Origin of the sequence: Vibrio sp. V19_P1S1T109, assembly GCF_002241375.1 — a bacterium.
In the GTDB taxonomy this organism is placed as follows: Bacteria; Pseudomonadota; Gammaproteobacteria; order Enterobacterales; family Vibrionaceae; genus Vibrio; species Vibrio anguillarum.
The window spans coordinates 1-16,275 of sequence record NZ_NDIM01000106.1 but is presented as its reverse complement, the minus strand read 5'-3'; the positions used below and the strand labels follow the sequence as shown (position 1 = coordinate 16,275).

The 16,275-nt window shown below is 45.5% G+C and carries 15 protein-coding genes and 1 pseudogene; 11 read left to right on the top strand and 5 right to left on the bottom strand.

The window, feature by feature from the left end; translation table 11 throughout:
- Window positions 1-268: 268 nt before the first annotated feature.
- Window positions 269-673 carry a peptide-methionine (R)-S-oxide reductase MsrB gene (msrB, locus tag B9J87_RS05130; RefSeq protein ID WP_013857228.1) on the top strand — a complete coding sequence of 135 codons (405 nt, stop codon included), beginning with the start codon at window positions 269-271 and terminating at the stop codon, window positions 671-673.
- 47 nt (window positions 674-720) lie between these two features.
- Here msrB and B9J87_RS05125 read toward each other — a convergent pair whose 3' ends face one another.
- Window positions 721-1,545, bottom strand: a complete 825-nt coding sequence (locus B9J87_RS05125) for a DUF2989 domain-containing protein (protein WP_094149617.1) — start codon at window positions 1,543-1,545, stop codon at window positions 721-723.
- A 101-nt stretch (window positions 1,546-1,646) separates the two neighbouring features.
- Between B9J87_RS05125 and B9J87_RS05120 the strand changes: the two genes are divergently transcribed.
- Window positions 1,647-1,931: a YeaC family protein gene (locus B9J87_RS05120; protein WP_013857226.1), complete on the top strand. Its 285-nt coding sequence runs from the start codon at window positions 1,647-1,649 to the stop codon at window positions 1,929-1,931.
- Between the two features lie 92 nt (window positions 1,932-2,023).
- Here B9J87_RS05120 and ansA read toward each other — a convergent pair whose 3' ends face one another.
- Together ansA and sppA are read right to left on the bottom strand one after the other, a co-directional pair.
- Window positions 2,024-3,037, bottom strand: a complete 1,014-nt coding sequence (ansA, locus tag B9J87_RS05115) for an asparaginase (protein ID WP_017044568.1) — start codon at window positions 3,035-3,037, stop codon at window positions 2,024-2,026.
- Window positions 3,038-3,157: 120 nt separating this feature from the next.
- Window positions 3,158-5,008, bottom strand: coding sequence for a signal peptide peptidase SppA (sppA, locus tag B9J87_RS05110; RefSeq protein WP_094149615.1), 1,851 nt, complete (start codon window positions 5,006-5,008; stop codon window positions 3,158-3,160).
- Window positions 5,009-5,220: 212 nt separating this feature from the next.
- Between sppA and B9J87_RS05105 the strand changes: the two genes are divergently transcribed.
- Entirely contained in the window at window positions 5,221-7,224 is a 2,004-nt protein-coding gene (locus B9J87_RS05105; protein ID WP_019282282.1) for an NADPH-dependent 2,4-dienoyl-CoA reductase, read from the top strand.
- A 125-nt stretch (window positions 7,225-7,349) separates the two neighbouring features.
- Here B9J87_RS05105 and purU read toward each other — a convergent pair whose 3' ends face one another.
- Window positions 7,350-8,183: a formyltetrahydrofolate deformylase gene (gene purU, locus B9J87_RS05100; protein ID WP_010317194.1), complete on the bottom strand. Its 834-nt coding sequence runs from the start codon at window positions 8,181-8,183 to the stop codon at window positions 7,350-7,352.
- A gap of 187 nt (window positions 8,184-8,370) precedes the next feature.
- On the opposite strand from purU, the gene B9J87_RS05095 reads away from it, so the two are divergent.
- The 8 genes from B9J87_RS05095 to rnd all read left to right on the top strand — a co-directional run bounded on the left by B9J87_RS05095 (window position 8,371) and on the right by rnd (window position 16,127).
- On the top strand, window positions 8,371-8,571 hold the full coding sequence (locus B9J87_RS05095) for a hypothetical protein (protein WP_013857222.1): 201 nt from the start codon (window positions 8,371-8,373) through the stop codon (window positions 8,569-8,571).
- A 94-nt stretch (window positions 8,572-8,665) separates the two neighbouring features.
- Window positions 8,666-10,609, top strand: coding sequence for an ATP-dependent DNA helicase (locus tag B9J87_RS05090; protein WP_094149613.1), 1,944 nt, complete (start codon window positions 8,666-8,668; stop codon window positions 10,607-10,609).
- Window positions 10,610-10,617: 8 nt separating this feature from the next.
- Window positions 10,618-11,319: a tRNA (adenosine(37)-N6)-threonylcarbamoyltransferase complex dimerization subunit type 1 TsaB gene (gene tsaB, locus B9J87_RS05085; RefSeq protein WP_017044573.1), complete on the top strand. Its 702-nt coding sequence runs from the start codon at window positions 10,618-10,620 to the stop codon at window positions 11,317-11,319.
- Window positions 11,320-11,372: 53 nt separating this feature from the next.
- Window positions 11,373-11,678, top strand: a complete 306-nt coding sequence (locus B9J87_RS05080) for a hypothetical protein (protein ID WP_026028052.1) — start codon at window positions 11,373-11,375, stop codon at window positions 11,676-11,678.
- A gap of 15 nt (window positions 11,679-11,693) precedes the next feature.
- Complete coding sequence (locus B9J87_RS05075) at window positions 11,694-12,257, top strand: Slp family lipoprotein (RefSeq protein WP_088728748.1); 564 nt, start codon at window positions 11,694-11,696, stop codon at window positions 12,255-12,257.
- A 2-nt stretch (window positions 12,258-12,259) separates the two neighbouring features.
- Window positions 12,260-13,114, top strand: coding sequence for an alpha/beta fold hydrolase (locus B9J87_RS05070; RefSeq protein WP_094149611.1), 855 nt, complete (start codon window positions 12,260-12,262; stop codon window positions 13,112-13,114).
- Window positions 13,115-13,216: 102 nt separating this feature from the next.
- Window positions 13,217-14,911, top strand: a complete 1,695-nt coding sequence (gene fadD, locus B9J87_RS05065) for a long-chain-fatty-acid--CoA ligase FadD (RefSeq protein ID WP_026028639.1) — start codon at window positions 13,217-13,219, stop codon at window positions 14,909-14,911.
- Between the two features lie 97 nt (window positions 14,912-15,008).
- Entirely contained in the window at window positions 15,009-16,127 is a 1,119-nt protein-coding gene (rnd, locus tag B9J87_RS05060; RefSeq protein WP_094124457.1) for a ribonuclease D, read from the top strand.
- 56 nt (window positions 16,128-16,183) lie between these two features.
- Here rnd and minE read toward each other — a convergent pair.
- Window positions 16,184-16,275 (bottom strand): annotated as a pseudogene (minE, locus tag B9J87_RS05055) (cell division topological specificity factor MinE); the annotation flags it as partial.

Sequence of the window (16,275 nt, the reverse complement as noted above, 5' to 3'; positions counted from 1 at the left end):
TCTGCAACAGATAATCGGACTTAACTTGTTTAAAGTCAAAAAAAAGCGTCGCTTTTTTTCACAATTAATCGTAAGTGATTAAATTTTAAACTTTATACCGCTTCTGTTTACTTTCAGTTGGCGTAAAATACTTTAGCCTTCTAAGGCAGTTAGAAATTACATACCTACCATTTCATGGTGAGAAAGTATGTGCTACAAAGAGTGGAGTATGCAAGTTTTTGGCATAAAAAGTACCAGTTCAATATTGAGAAGAAGGGAAGTTTTGTAAGTGAAATCGAAGATTGAGAATAATGTTAAGCCTGATGAATACTGGCGTGAAAGACTAACGGATGATGAGTTTTATGTTTGCCGTCAACGCGGTACAGAAGCCCCGTTTAGTGGCAAGTTATTACATAATCGTGACACAGGTGTGTACGCGTGTACCTGTTGCAGCAGCCCGTTATTTGTCTCCAACAATAAGTATGATTCGGGGTGTGGTTGGCCAAGTTTTGATGCACCGATCAATGATACTGCAATCCGCTATCTTGAAGATTTAACGCATGGAATGATTCGAACTGAGATCCGTTGTGCGGTGTGTGATAGCCATCTAGGGCATGTTTTTCCTGATGGACCTCAAACAACAGGTGAACGATTTTGTGTCAATTCAGTGTCGTTAATTTTCAACAAAAAGTGAAAAAGCGGTGAACTTATCACCGCTCTTTGTTTTATGATTACATTTTGTTAGTTGGCAAAGTCGAGAGGAATGAGCTCTGGTTTAAACTGTCCATTTTTGATCGCGTCAACGATTTTTTCGGCGATATCGTCGAGCGCATCAAATTTTTCTTGATCAAACCCATACAGCAATTTGAGTTCAGTTTCTGAAGCGACCGGCACATTGAATGTTTTTCCTACCATCGCCCAAATGTAAGCTTTTTCTTTCTGTTTGAGAATTTGGTTGGTACTGGCAAGAGATTTGATAGCATCAAGATTGATACTGTCTTTTGGGCTGAGTTCTAAGGTTCGATGGAGCAAATAGATTGCTTTTTCTCGATCCCGTTGAACATAAAAAGTAGCGAGAGCGTATTGCATTTCTGCTGTATCTAGCTCGGGTTTACCTTCACGTTGTAAGAATTTTCTTTGTGCACTTTTATCACCAATCTGACTCCAGAGAAAGTATAAGGTTTCCGCGGAGCTGGATGACTGAAGCTCTTTTTCAATCTGCTCTAAATCTTTCCCTGTATTGACGAGTGCTGAAAATCGACGTTGTTTGAGTTCCGTTTGATCAATAGCTTGAATTTGTGAAGCGAGCTCGAGACATTTTCGATAAGCTTGAACTAATCCGTATTCTTTAATCTTGTTGCTATCGCTTGGATTTTTAAGTACTTCAAATCGATGCCAGATGAGGTCCGTGCGTGGAACTCTACATTGCCCATCATTTATATTGAGCCTTTCACAGCGCAAATTAGGATTATCGGCACATAGCTTGTCGGTATCTCTGTTATTCTCAAAGCAGCCACTTATAAGAAGTGATAGGCTGAGAATCATGGGCACTTTTATCAAATTCATAATATTAGCTTGTGATCAAATACACTTATTTATTGGGCTTGTCTTGACTCAATATCATGGCAAGTTATGTTTGTGACGAATTCGTTAATTAAGGATAGACCATGGATGCCGATCAACTCATTAACGCCATCACCCCCGAAGCTTACAAGCGATTAATGCACGCTGTTGAAACGGGTAAGTGGCCTGAAGGTACACCACTTTCACAAACACAGCGAGATTCATGCATGCAAGCTGTGATGTTGTATCAATCTAAGCATAATGTAGAAGCGGACCATATGACAGTTGCCGCTGGTGGAGAAATCAGTTTTAAGTCAAAAAATGAGCTTAAAAAGCGCTTTCAAAACGGACAAGACGATATTGTTCGAGTCAATCCAAACCACGAATGAGTCTATTTGACTTGTACAGAATACAAAAATCCCCAATTCATTGAGTTGGGGATTTTGTTAATGAGGGGAAAATAAATTGTGGGTGTTTAAAGCTATAAGCTCATTTCACCACGTAATACTTCCTGCATTTTCTGCTTCACTTCTTCATAAGAAAGATTCTGGCTCAGTAAATAGTGAAGCTTGGCTAAAGCGGCTTCGGGTGTCATGTCGTAGCCGCTGATCACGCCTGCTTCTGCAAGAGCACAGCCTGTCGCGTAACCGCCCATGTTGACTTTACCTGCTAAGCACTGAGTTAAGTTCATGACGATGACGCCACGTTCTGAGGCTTCTTTTAAATGCGCTAATAGTTGCGCATTTTGAGGTGCATTTCCCACACCAAAAGTCAGCAAAATCATCGCGTTGACTGGCTGTAATAAGGTATTGCGGATCACTTCGTGAGAGATGCCAGGGTACATGGTAATCACACCGATCGGTTGTGGTGTAATGTTATGGACTCGGAAGGCTCCTTGCGGCTGTTCACCAACTTTAACGTTACTGCTGATTTGAATATTGATCCCAGCTTCTAACAGCGGAGGAAGGTTCGGCGAGGTAAACGCATTAAAACCATCGGCGTGTGATTTGACACTGCGGTTACCCCGCATCAACTGATTATTGAAGAATAACGTCACTTCATTGATGGGGTAATTAGCGGCGATGTGCAACGCATTAAGTAAATTCGCTTGTCCGTCAGAGCGCAATTCGGCCAACGGAATTTGTGAGCCTGTCACAATGACGGGTTTACCCAAGTTTTCCAGCATGAAAGAGAGTGCCGATGCCGTGTAAGCCATGGTATCCGTACCATGTAAAATCACAAAGCCATCGTATTTATCATAATTATCTCGAATATCGTTGGCGATTTGTTGCCAATCTTCAGGCGTCATGTCTGAGGAGTCAATCAGAGGGTCATATTCATGAATGGTGAACTCAGGCATTTCAGGGCGCTGAAATTCAGGCATACTTGCGAGTTGTTTTTCCATGAAGCCCGCAATAGGGACATAACCATGGTCGGATTTTAGCATGCCGATAGTACCGCCAGTGTAGGCGATGTAGATATGTTTTCTTGCCATAGCTAGAAATCACTCGTGTAGGGGAACAGAGCGGGGGATTATAGCGTATTCACTTAATATAAAAAGGGGCGCTCAACACAAAGCGCCCCAATGGTTTTTAGTCATTACAGATTGATATTGCTACTGAACTTGGCAGTTTAGGCAGAATGCATATTGCCCTTTCGGATCATTAAAATGGTTGAGTAAGCTGGCATCTTGCACCCATTGTTTTGCTACAGGTTGCAGCGACGCTGGCACTAGTGTTGATACATCAAAACCGAAGCGAACTTGCACTTGATTCATGATGTCTTGCAAGAACTGCTCAGCGGGTGAAAGGGGTTCTTCTACCCAATAAATATTGTAGGTCTCTAATTTTGCCAGTTGTGCTGCGAGCTTAATGGCATCATCAAAGTCACCCATTTGATCGACTAAACCATGATCCATCGCATCTTGTCCTGTCCATACGCGGCCTTGCGCGACCTGATCGACTTGTGCCAATGAAAGGCCACGGTTCTCTCCCACCAAACTGATGAAACGCTGGTAACCATGGTTAATGCCCAGTTGCAGTGCGTCGGCCACGCCTTTTGTTAGCCCTGTGGTGACACCGACACCAGAAAAAGGTGAGGTTCCTACGCCATCGGTATAAACCCCCAATTTATTGAGTCCTTTTTCGAATGTGGTGATGACACTAAAAATACCAATTGAACCGGTTAACGTGGTTGGCTGCGCGACAATTTTATCTGCACTCATTGAAATCCAATAACCGCCAGATGCTGCAAGGCTCGACATTGAGACGACAACCGGTTTGCCTGCGTCTTTTAACGCTTGAATTTCATTACGAATAACTTCGGAGGCAAAGGCGCTGCCTCCAGGGCTGTCCACACGCAATACGACGGCTTTGACTTTATCATCGTTACGCGCTTGGCGAAGTAATGCGGCGGTGGTATCACCACCGACTGTGCCTCGTGGGTGATCTCCATCCATGATGGTACCACTAGCAACAATCACGGCTACATCGTCCATATCAGCGTTAAACTGTGGCCTAATGGTGGCTTGATATTCGTAGTAACCTACGGCGTTGTAGCTATCTTCTCCATTGCTGCCAAATGTTTCGGCGAGCGATAGGCGCATTTGTTGGCGAGTGGCTAATTCATCCACTAACCCTAATTTTAATGATAAAGCAGCGAGATCACCCTCACTCGCTTTTAATTGCGTCAGAAATTCATCCATTGATGGGTTTAACGTTTTCCCGTCAATCTTACGGTTGGTCGCTACGTCATCAACGTACGCTCCCCACAACTGCGTTAACCAGCGAGAGGCGGACTCTTTTGCCGCGTCGGACATATCGTCACGAATAAATGGCTCAATGGCTGATTTATAAGTACCGACACGGAAAACGTGCGTATTGACATCCAGCTTTTCCAGCAAAGTTTTGTAGTACATCGAATAGGCACTGTAGCCTTTCAGCATCACGGCGCCGTCCGGTGCCAAATAGACTTTATCGGCGTAGCTTGCCAAATAATATTGGCTTTGATTATAGAAATCTCCCACTGCGTAGATGGGTTTGCCCGTGGCTTTAAATTCATTGAGCGCTTTAGCAATGTAACGTAGCTTAGTGAGGTTGGTTTCAGGCATTTCTCCGAGAGCGAGCACAAGGCCTGTGATTTTCGTATCGTCTTTCGCATGGCGAATGGTCTCTACCACATCAAATAATACATTTTCTTTGGGCAAGTCTTTGCCAAAAAATGAACCAGTCATTGAATCCATCGGATTGATGTAAGAACTCTGTTCAACAATCGGTCCCGATAAGTTCATTACTAATGCGGACTCTTTTTCTATGGTAGGCAGGGGAGAATCGGCATGCACATACAAGAAATAAATCAGTGCAATACTGAGCAAAAAGAACAGGTTGGTTAAGGCTAAACGAATAAAGGTAATGATTTTCCAAAAACCTTTAAATATCAAACCGATAAATCGAAATAGTGATTTCATTGTTTCTCCACTGCGGCTATTCGCAAGCGTGTTTAAATGAATCAAGGGATTAACCTTGAGATATTAATGGCTTACATCCTACGTGATCTAGTATACCCAAACAACCGCAAGATTGATCGGTGTTACAAAAATGTAAACACTTGTTTGATTTTTTTTGTGGGCAATAATATTCTGGTCAGACCATAACGCATAATTATAAAAGTGAAGTCGCCATGTACCCACATCTGTTAGAGCCTTTGGATTTAGGATTTACTCAGTTACGCAACCGTGTATTGATGGGATCAATGCACACGGGATTAGAAGAGCACAAGGAAGGGCTCCATAAGCTGGCCGCTTTTTATGAAGAGCGTGCAAAAGGTGGGGTTGGGCTGATTGTGACGGGCGGGTTTTCGCCTAATTTGCGCGGTCGACTTCACCCTTTCAGTGCCGAATTTAGCAAGGCAAAACATGCGCGTGCACACCAAGTTGTAACTGAGGCAGTGCATCGCCAAGGTGGAAAAATCGCCTTGCAATTGCTGCACGCAGGCCGATACGCAATGCACCCTTTTGCTCAAAGTGCTTCGGCGATTAAAGCACCTATTGCGCGTTTTGCACCGAGTGAAATGAGTGCCCGTCAGATAAAAAAAACCATTGATGCCTTTGCCAGTAGTGCTGAATTAGCTCACCTTGCAGGATACGATGGTGTGGAAGTGATGGGCTCGGAAGGGTATTTGATCAACCAATTTATCTGTAAACGTACCAACATGCGTTACGACGATTGGGGCGGTAGTTACGAAAATCGTATCCGTTTACCCATTGAGATAGTGAAAGCGATTCGCGCAGTGGTTGGTAAAGAGTTCATCATCATTTTCCGTCTTTCAATGCTGGATTTAGTCGAAGAGGGCAGCACTTTTGAAGAGGTTTTAATGCTCGCTAAGGCACTTGAACAAGCTGGCGTGACCATTATCAATACAGGCATCGGTTGGCATGAAGCGCGCGTTCCAACGATAGCGACTCAAGTACCACGTGCTGCTTTTACTTGGGTAACGGAAAAAATCCGCCCACATCTTTCTGTGCCCGTCGTGACCTGTAATCGCATCAACACTCCAGAAGAAGCAGAAAAAATATTAGCAACGGGTCAAGCGGATATGGTGTCGATGGCGCGTCCGTTTCTTGCCGATCCAGAATTTGTTGCCAAAGCCGAGCAAGGAAAAGCCGCGCTGATCAATACGTGTATCGGCTGTAACCAAGCCTGTTTAGATAACGTATTTAAAGGTAAACGGGCCAGTTGCCTCGTTAACCCGCGGGCCTGCTATGAAACGGAAATGGTTATTCGCCCTGCGGCTCAGCCGAAAAAAATGGCGGTGATTGGCGCAGGTCCTGCGGGGCTTGCTTGCGCGACTACCTTGGCTGAGCGTGGGCATCATGTTGATCTGTTTGAAAAAAATGATCGCATTGGTGGCCAGTTCCGTTTGGCGATGCAAATTCCCGGCAAAGAAGAGTTTCGAGAAACCATTCGCTACTTTGCAAATCGTATTGATCAAACCGGTGTGCATCTGCATTTAGATACTGACGTCAATTTTGAGATGCTCGAACCGTACGATGAAGTAGTGATGGCGTCGGGTGTCGAGCCGAGAAAAGTAAAAATTGATGGTATTGATAACCTAGAAAAGGTGGTGGATTACCAAACGCTGATCCGTGAAAAAACACCCGTTGGTGAAAAAGTCGCGATTGTTGGTGCTGGTGGAATTGGTGTCGACGTCGCCACTATGTTGACTGAGCCGACAGAGCATACGCTTGATGATTGGCTGCATGATTGGGGCATCGATAAAGAGATTGCTTATCCCGGAGGTTTGTACCCATTTCCCGATTGTATGAGTGAGAAAACGGTGTGGCTATTGCAGCGTAGAAAAGGGCGTGTAGGTAAAGGCCCCGGTAAGACCACAGGTTGGATCCATAAACGCACCTTAGAAAAGCGTGGAGTGAATCTACTGGGTGGTGTCGGTTATGAAAAAATTGCCGCTGACGGTTTACATATCACGCTTGACGGTAATCCTTTGCTGTTAGACGCCGACAAAATTGTGATTTGTGCCGGGCAAGAATCGGTACGTCCTTTTGAAGATAAATGGGCATCATTGGGTGAGAAGATGCATGTGATTGGTGGTGCCGATTATGCTGGTGAGCTTGATGCTGTGCGTGCGATTCGTCAGGGGGTAGAGCTGGCGATCAAGTTATAATCTGTGGTCCAAGCTAGGTGGTGGTGTTATCGCTTGCAGTGATCAGCCAGCAATCGTAAAACAACAAAAGGCGCAAATCGCGCCTTTTGTCTTTGCTACGTTCGTGAAGAACAGTCTTGGCTTTGCTATAAAATGACCGTTTTGTTGCCATAAACAAAAACGTGATCGTTGATGACTTTGTTCAAGGCTTTACTCAGCACATTTTTCTCAACATCCCGTCCAGCTTGCGCCATGTTTTGCGCGCTGAATGTGTGATCAACAGGGATCACATCTTGTTTAATAATCGGGCCTTCATCTAAATCATTGGTGACAAAGTGCGCCGTCGCACCAATGATTTTCACACCGCGCTCGTACGCTTGCTGGTAAGGTTTTGCACCAATGAATGCCGGTAAAAAGCTGTGGTGAATATTAATAATTTTGTGATGGTACTTATCGACAAAACCAGGAGTGAGTACCCGCATGTATTTGGCGAGGACCAAATAGTCGGCGTGATATTGGTCCAGCACTTCCAACAATTTCTGCTCATGTTCCTCGCGGTTTAGCCCTTCATGAGAAACATGGTGATACGGGATATCAAACTTTTCGGTCAGATTTTGCAGCGTATCGTAATTGCCAATCACTGCAGCAATATCGACATCCAAGCTGCCATCATAATTCTTAATCAAAATATCGCCCAAGCAATGTGCTTCTTTAGTCACCAAAATAACGATGCGTTTGCGCGAAGAATCAATCAGTTTACGCTTTGCATGTGCAGGCAAGGCTTGGTCAAGGTCGGCTAGAAGGGTGGTGTCGTTAAAGTAGCCTTCCAATTCAGTACGCATAAAAAAGTGACCACTGATGTTATCAACATACTCATTGTTATGAATAATATTGAGTTGATGTTTATAACAAATGTTCGTGATTTTAGAGATAAGTCCGGGCGCATCACTACAATGAGTGAGCAGTGTTTTTCTTTCCATTATTAATTACTTCCGTGCATGATTTTTTTCGTTCTAAAAACTAATTCGTGAGCGTGTGAACGGTGAGGCGCCCCGCAATATAAGGGCTATAATTAATCTATTATTAAGTTGGTTTCAATATATAAACGGGTTCACCGTTAGGCTTTTACTAATTTTCTTCCTCACAGAGTGTCTTAAGGCGGTATTTATGGATAGAGAACTCCTCGCACGAAAGCTGTATATGGAAAGAGTGAGTGCATTGATGGGAGACCATCAAATTGACGAAATCATTTTGGAAGACATGTGGGAGAACCGAGCGTCACCCGCCGAGGCGGCAAAAGCAATGACCCAAACGGAGAATGGGTACGAAGGACCAGCTTGGTTATCTCGTTACCTCAATCGCAAATAGAACACACCTAACTGGCGCGGGTTGCACTTGGATTCGCGCCAGCTCATCAAACCTGACATAATGCCCCGCAACGAACACTTACCTCCACTTTTTGATGATTGCAAAAACCTTCTCTTCACAAGGCGCATTAGGCAAGGCCATTGCCGGTTTTCAAGCTCGACAAGCGCAAATTGACATGGCTGAAGCGGTCGCTAAGGCGATTGCCCAACAATCGCAATTAGTGGTTGAAGCAGGGACTGGTACAGGCAAAACCTTTGCGTATCTGGTGCCTGCGCTGCTCAGTGGTAAAAAAGTCATTATCAGTACGGGTTCTAAAAACCTACAAGAGCAGCTTTTTCATCGTGATTTACCCTTGATGATTGATGCGCTCGGTTTCTATGGCAATGTTGCGCTATTAAAAGGCCGAGCAAACTATCTGTGCCTTGATAGGCTAAGCCGCCAAATGGTGGAAAGCCACACCAACCAATCTGATCCACAGCTATTGACTCAATTGGTGAAAGTGCGTCGTTGGTCATCGGAAACCAAAAGTGGTGATTTAGGCGAATGTGAAGAGTTGCCTGAAGACAGTGCAGTCATTCCAAGCATCACCTCAACCAACGACAATTGCCTTGGCAAAGAGTGCCCAAGTTACGTCGACTGTTTTGTCTCTAAAGCGCGCAAAAAGGCGATGGATGCCGACGTTGTCGTGGTCAACCATCACCTTTTTCTAGCCGATCTGGCGATCAAAGAAACCGGGTTTGGTGAGTTGATCCCCGAAGCCGAGGTCTTTATCTTCGACGAAGCGCATCAGTTACCGGATATCGCCAGCCAATATTTTGGTCAATCAGTCTCCAGTCGCCAAGTCCAAGAGCTGGCGAAAGATATTGAAATCGGCTATCGCACTGAAGCAAAAGATATGCGCCAATTGCAGAAAGTGGGCGATAAACTGCTACAGTCAGCGATGGATTTACGCATTGTGTTGGGTGAACCCAGTTTTCGAGGCAACTGGCGTGAGGCGTTAGCTTCACCATCGATTTCGCGAGAATTAGCGCGTTTGCGAGACAGCTTAGATTTTGCTATCGATGTGTTAAAACTCGCGTTAGGTCGCAGCCAGTTATTGGATACCGCATTTGAGCGCGCCAACTTAATCAAAGGACGAATTGATCGAGTGTGTGATGTCTCTATTACCGGTTATTCCTATTGGTATGACACCACGCCGCGTCATTTTAGTTTACACATCACCCCACTTTCGGTGGCCGATAAATTTCACGAACAGGTGCAACAAAAGCAGGGCGCATGGATTTTCACCTCCGCAACTTTGGCCGTAAACGACGATTTTAGCCATTTCACTCAGCGTTTAGGACTAAAGCCCCAAGCTCAGTTTTCATTACCAAGCCCGTTTGACTATCAGCAGCAGGCGCGGCTGTGTGTACCACGCTATTTACCTGAACCCAATAGCCCAGGCCTTGCCGATAAATTGGTGCGTATTTTGTCGCCAGTGATTGAGCAAAACCAAGGCCGCTGCTTCTTTTTATGTACTTCCCACAGCATGATGCGCGAGTTAGGTGAACGTTTTCGAGAAGTGTTAACCGTGCCAGTGCTGATGCAAGGGGAGACGAGTAAACAAAAAACGTTGGCCGAATTTATGGAATTAGGTAATGCCTTATTGGTCGCGACAGGGGCGTTTTGGGAAGGGATAGATGTTAGAGGTGACGCATTAAGCTGTGTTATTATCGACAAACTTCCATTTACCGCACCGGATGATCCGCTGCTGAAAGCGCGAATTGAAGATTGCCGAATGCGCGGTGGAGATCCATTTGCGCAAGTACAACTACCCGATGCCGTCATCACCTTGAAACAAGGGGTCGGGCGTTTGATCCGCGATAAACATGACAAAGGTGTACTGATCATTTGTGATAACCGTTTAGTCACCCGTGACTACGGTGGGCTATTTCTTGCCAGTTTACCGCCCATTCCACGTACGCGGGATTTGGACAAAGTAAAAGATTTCTTAAGTCAAATTTCAGTCACGACACCCGTAACTATTAACAACAATTAGAGACAGTAATGAGCGCAAAGATCCTTGCCTTAGACACAGCAACAGAGAACTGTTCTGTTGCTTTAATGATGAACGGCAAACTGTACGTTCGCAGTGAAGTTGCCCCTCGCGATCACACCAAGAAGATTCTACCCATGGTGGATTCCGTCCTAAAAGAAGCGGGCATCACCTTACAGGAACTAGACGCGCTAGCCTTTGGCCGTGGTCCGGGCAGTTTTACCGGAGTACGGATTGGCATTGGAATTGCACAAGGTTTAGCATTCGGTGCTGATTTACCTATGATAGGTATTTCGACCCTGGCAGCGATGGCGCAAGGCAGCTATCGTTTACAGGGTTACCAGCAGGTGGCGTGTGCAATTGACGCCAGAATGAGTGAGATTTACTGGGGTCGTTATACACGTCAAGAAGATGGCTCTTGGCAAGAGATAGATGCAGAGTGCGTCATTGCTCCTAATATTCTTGCTGAGCAAATCAAAGCTGACAGCATCACTTGGGGCTGCGCTGGAACGGGTTGGGCGGCTTATAAAGAAGAGTTAGATACGTTGCCTATCTCGTGTCAAATGGGGGAAGTATTGTACCCAGATGCACAGGATATGGTGTTTCTTGCTCAGTACGAGTTTGTCAAAGGAAACACGCTAACGGTGGAAGAGTCGAGCCCTGTTTACCTGCGTGATAACGTGGCTTGGAAGAAGTTACCGGGCCGAGAATAATCAGTGAAAGGCAAGGCGTTGCATTCGTCTTGCTCTAATTGAATAGGAACAGTATGGTTTCAATTAATGGTTTACCTCCTGCGATAGTGCCCGGTAGCAATAGGGCTAATCGCGCAAATAAGAACAATGGGGTAAAGAAAGGCGATGCCAAAACCGGAGTAGGCCAACCTACTAAGGTGGCGAATGCTGTTTCTCATTCAATTCGTCATGTCGATCCATCAGAGATTCATCGGGCTAATCTGGAATACGATCTTCCTGAAGGCCGATCAAGAAAGGCAATGGAAGAGTACATGGACGTGATGAACCAAGCAAAAAAAGAGGAACTTGCTCAACTGCTTGGAGTCGATATCTACATCTAATCCAACAAGGTCATTATGATGCGATCTTTTTCCACTTCTAAAACGCTACTATTGTTATCGTCCACATTGCTGCTTGGTGCATGCTCAAGCTTACCGGATGATCTTCGTGCCAGTAGTGATGCCGTGATCTCCGATTACGCCACTTGGGTCAATACGCCAACCAATGAGCAAGATGAAGTCCGGCTGGGCGGCGTCATCGCCAGTGTGACTAATTTGGCGGATAAAACACGGATTGAAATAGTCAATTTGCCGATTAGCTCATCAGGCCGACCGGATATCGACCGCGAACCGCAAGGGCGTTTTGTTGGCTATGTTGACGGGTTTGTTGACCCAGTGGCTTATGCGAAAGATCGTTTGGTGACGCTAGTGGGAACTAGCCTTGCTCCAGAAAAAGCCAAAGTAGGTGAGTTTGAATACACTTTCCCAACCATGGCCGTAAAAGGGCTACATTTGTGGCGAGTTGAAGAAAGAGTGGTCGTGAATGATCTCGGTACTTATATGTACCCTTGCCACAGCTTATATTGTCGTCAAATGTACATTGGTGCTCGTGAAGGGCGCGTGGTACAAGAAGTGAAATAGCGATGCAACAAAAACAGTACTCTCTTGCGCAAGGAATGATTGCGACTCAAGAGTTGGGAAACGCACAAACGGCCGACTTATCGGTCGTTTTTTTGCATGGTTGGTTAGATAATTCATCCAGTTTTCTTACCGTTATCAAAGCGTTAAGTCACCTTAATCCACAGTTACACCTTTGCGCAATCGATTTACCGGGACATGGCCTTTCAAGCCATAAAGCCGACGGTCATTTTTACCCATTTCATGACTATATTGATGATATTTACTCATTTTTGCTCAACTTATCGCCAAACAGGTTAGTGATCGTAGGGCATTCCCTTGGTGCTTTAATCGCAAGTTGCTATAGTGCCGCCTTTCCTGAGCAAGTCGCAGGATTAGTTCAAATCGAAGGAATGGCTCCATTGGCTGAATCGCCACTAGAGAGTGTGGCCAGGCTGCGCAATGGCGTACTCAGCCGCCAGCGGATCCGGCGTAAGCCTCGTCGTAGGTTACCGAATTTAGAATACGCTGTTGCTCGCCGAGCCGAAGTCAACCAGTTAGAAGCAGCCTTGATCCAACCCATCGTTATTCGAGGGGTTGAGCGGCGCAATAACGAGTGGTATTGGCGTCATGACCCACAGTTAAACAGCGATTCCTTGTATCGCATGTCGTATGAGCATGCTCAGCACATAATGGCGCACATCCAATGCCCACAACGTGTGATTCTCGGTACACACGGTTTTTCTGAGTTACGAGCCGCTCGAGGCTATTTCGCCGATGATCGGCAAGAGATGTTCACTATTTCTGGTGGTCATCATTGCCATCTTGAGCAACCTTCGCAAGTCGCTGAACTAATTTTTGGCTTAGTTAACAAAATTTAAACAAGTGTTTGAGTGTTTCGTGCTCAAGCGCTTTGGCTGTGCTGTAATAGCGCACATAAAAATATCGCCGTAGAGCAGCCGCCAATAACGAGGAGTATTACCGTGGAGAAACCTTGGCTTTCACGCTATCCAACTGACGTACCTGAATTCATCAACCCTGATCAGTACCTCTCTTTGGTCGAAATGTTTGAGCAATCGGTTCATAAATATGCCGATCAACCAGCCTTTATGAATATGGGTTCGGTCATGACTTTTCGTAAACTGGAAGAGCGCAGCCGAGCATTTGCCGCCTATTTGCAAAATGAGCTAAAGCTGAAAAAAGGTGATCGTGTCGCCTTAATGATGCCTAACCTATTGCAGTATCCGGTCGCGTTATTTGGCGTATTACGAGCTGGGTTGATTGCGGTGAATGTTAACCCGTTGTACACCCCGCGAGAGCTTGAACATCAACTGAATGACGCCGATGCAAAGGCGATCGTCATCGTCTCGAATTTTGCCAATACCTTAGAGCAAATTGTTGAAAATACCTCGGTAAAACATGTGGTATTGACCAGCCTTGGACAGATGTTACCTAGAGCAAAAGGGACGTTGGTTGATTTCGTTGTGAAATATGTGAAAGGGATGGTGCCAAAATATGACTTACCAGGTGCCATTTCCATGCGTAAGGCGTTGCACAAAGGTCGCCGTTTACAGTATGTGAAGCCTTTTATGTCTGGCGACGACATTGCATTTTTGCAATATACCGGTGGTACAACCGGTGTGGCAAAAGGGGCAATTCTGACCCACCGCAACATGATTGCGAATGTGCTCCAAGCAAAAGGGGCATATGGCCCAGTATTGGCCGAAGGCCGCGAACTGGTTGTGACGGCATTACCGCTTTATCACGTATTTGCACTGACCGTAAACTGTTTACTGTTCGTCGAAATGGGTGGGCGTAACCTATTGATTACTAATCCACGCGATATTCCAGGCTTTGTCAAAGAGCTGCAAAAGTACCCATTTACTGCCATTACGGGGGTGAATACGCTGTTTAATGCGTTGGTCAACAACGAAGATTTCCATGAACTTGATTTCAAAAATCTTAAGCTTTCTGTTGGTGGTGGTATGGCGGTACAGCGCGCGGTGGCCGATCAGTGGAAAAAAGTGACGGGTATCCACCTGCTTGAAGGTTACGGTTTGACTGAATGTGCACCACTGGTGACAGGTAATCCTTATGATTTAAGTGATTATTCGGGAGCAATTGGTTTACCCGTACCTTCAACCGAAGTGCGTATCGTTGATGATGAAGGCAAAGTGTTGGCTTATGATCAAGTCGGTGAGTTGCAAGTGCGTGGCCCACAAGTGATGCAAGGTTATTGGCAAAGACCGGAAGCGACGAAAGAAGTGATTGATGCCGATGGTTGGCTCTCTACAGGCGATATCGTCAAGTTTGATGAGCAAGGAATGGTCTATATTGTCGATCGCAAAAAAGACATGATTTTAGTCTCTGGATTCAACGTCTATCCTAATGAGATTGAAGATGTGGTTGCACTGCATGGCAAAGTATTAGAAGTGGCCGCTATCGGCCAGCCTCATGAAGTGTCTGGTGAAATCGTCAAGATTTATGTGGTTAAGCGTGATCCGAGCTTAACCAAAGATGAAATCATTGCCCATTGCCGTAAACATTTGACTGGCTATAAAGTGCCTAAGTTGATTGAGTTTAGGGAAGATTTACCAAAAAGTAATGTGGGTAAAATTTTACGCCGCGTACTTCGTGAAGAAAATGATGCGGCAATTGAACAAACAAAACGTGCCTAAGCATCAAGTCAGTATGAAAAAATAGTGCTAGAATGCCGACTCAAACCGTCGGCATTTTTATGTCCCCTCTAGTAGGGTTGCCCAAAGTGAGCCATTAGTGAACTACCAAATAATTACCCAGCCTAACGACCTACAACGTGTATGCCTTGCCGCGCGAGATGCCGATGTGGTGATGCTCGATACCGAGTTTGTCCGAGTGCGTACCTTTTACCCACAGCTCGGATTGATCCAGCTTTATGATGGTGAAAACCTCTCTTTAATCGACCCACTTGCCTTTGATGACATGGCCCCTTTTGTCGAGCTACTGCAAGACACCTCCGTGCTCAAAGTGCTGCATGCGTGTGGTGAAGATCTCGAAGTGTTTCATAATGCATTTGGCTGCACACCTTTTCCAATGGTCGACACACAAGTAATGGCGGCCTTTCTCGGTCATGGACTGTCTACCGGATTTGCCGCATTGGTCAATGAATTCTTAGGGATTGAAATTGATAAAAGTGAATCGCGTACTGATTGGTTAGCAAGGCCTTTATCGCAAAAGCAGTTGGATTACGCTGCCGCCGATGTGTTTTATTTGCTGCCGATTTACGAGAAATTACTCGATAAAGTGACGCAGGCGGGCTGGTGGCAAGCGGCGCAGCAAGAATCTGAACTATTGAGCGTCAAACGCATTAAACAGACTAATCCCGATTTGGCCTATTTGGATATCAAAGGGGCATGGCAACTAACACCGCAAGAATTAGCGATTCTCAAACCCTTAGCTACTTGGCGCTACGAAGAGGCGGTACGCCGTGATTTGGCGCTCAATTTTGTGGTCAAAGAGACAGATTTGCTGACTATCGCTCGTTTGGGATTGACGAGTGCAAGCCGTATGATTGATGAAGGGGCCGATCCGAGATCGATTCAACGTCACAGTACCAAAATCATTGCATTGGTGAAAGCGGGCCAGCAGACTCCGGCTGATCAATACCCACCTAAAATCGACCCTTTGATGGACTATCCCGGCTATAAACAGTTGTTTAAACGGTTGAAAGATGAAGTTAAATCAGTGTCTCAAACCACGGGTTTAGCGACTGAATTTTTAGCCTCTAAAAAACAGCTCAACCAGCTATTGAGTTGGGTGTGGAAGAAAGAGAGAGATCCCGCGCAATTGCCGGATGTGATGCAGAGCTGGCGCTTACCTATTCTCGGTGAACGGCTCAACAAATTGGTTGAGTAAAATTGGTTAGTAAAGAGAAAGAGCCTGCAATTTTGCAGGCTCTTTTATCATAAGGATTACTTTTCTTCGTCTGGCAGTTTCACGTTCAATTCCAGCACAGAGATATCATCATCTTTGTGCTCAAAAGAGACTTCAACCATCGAGGGGT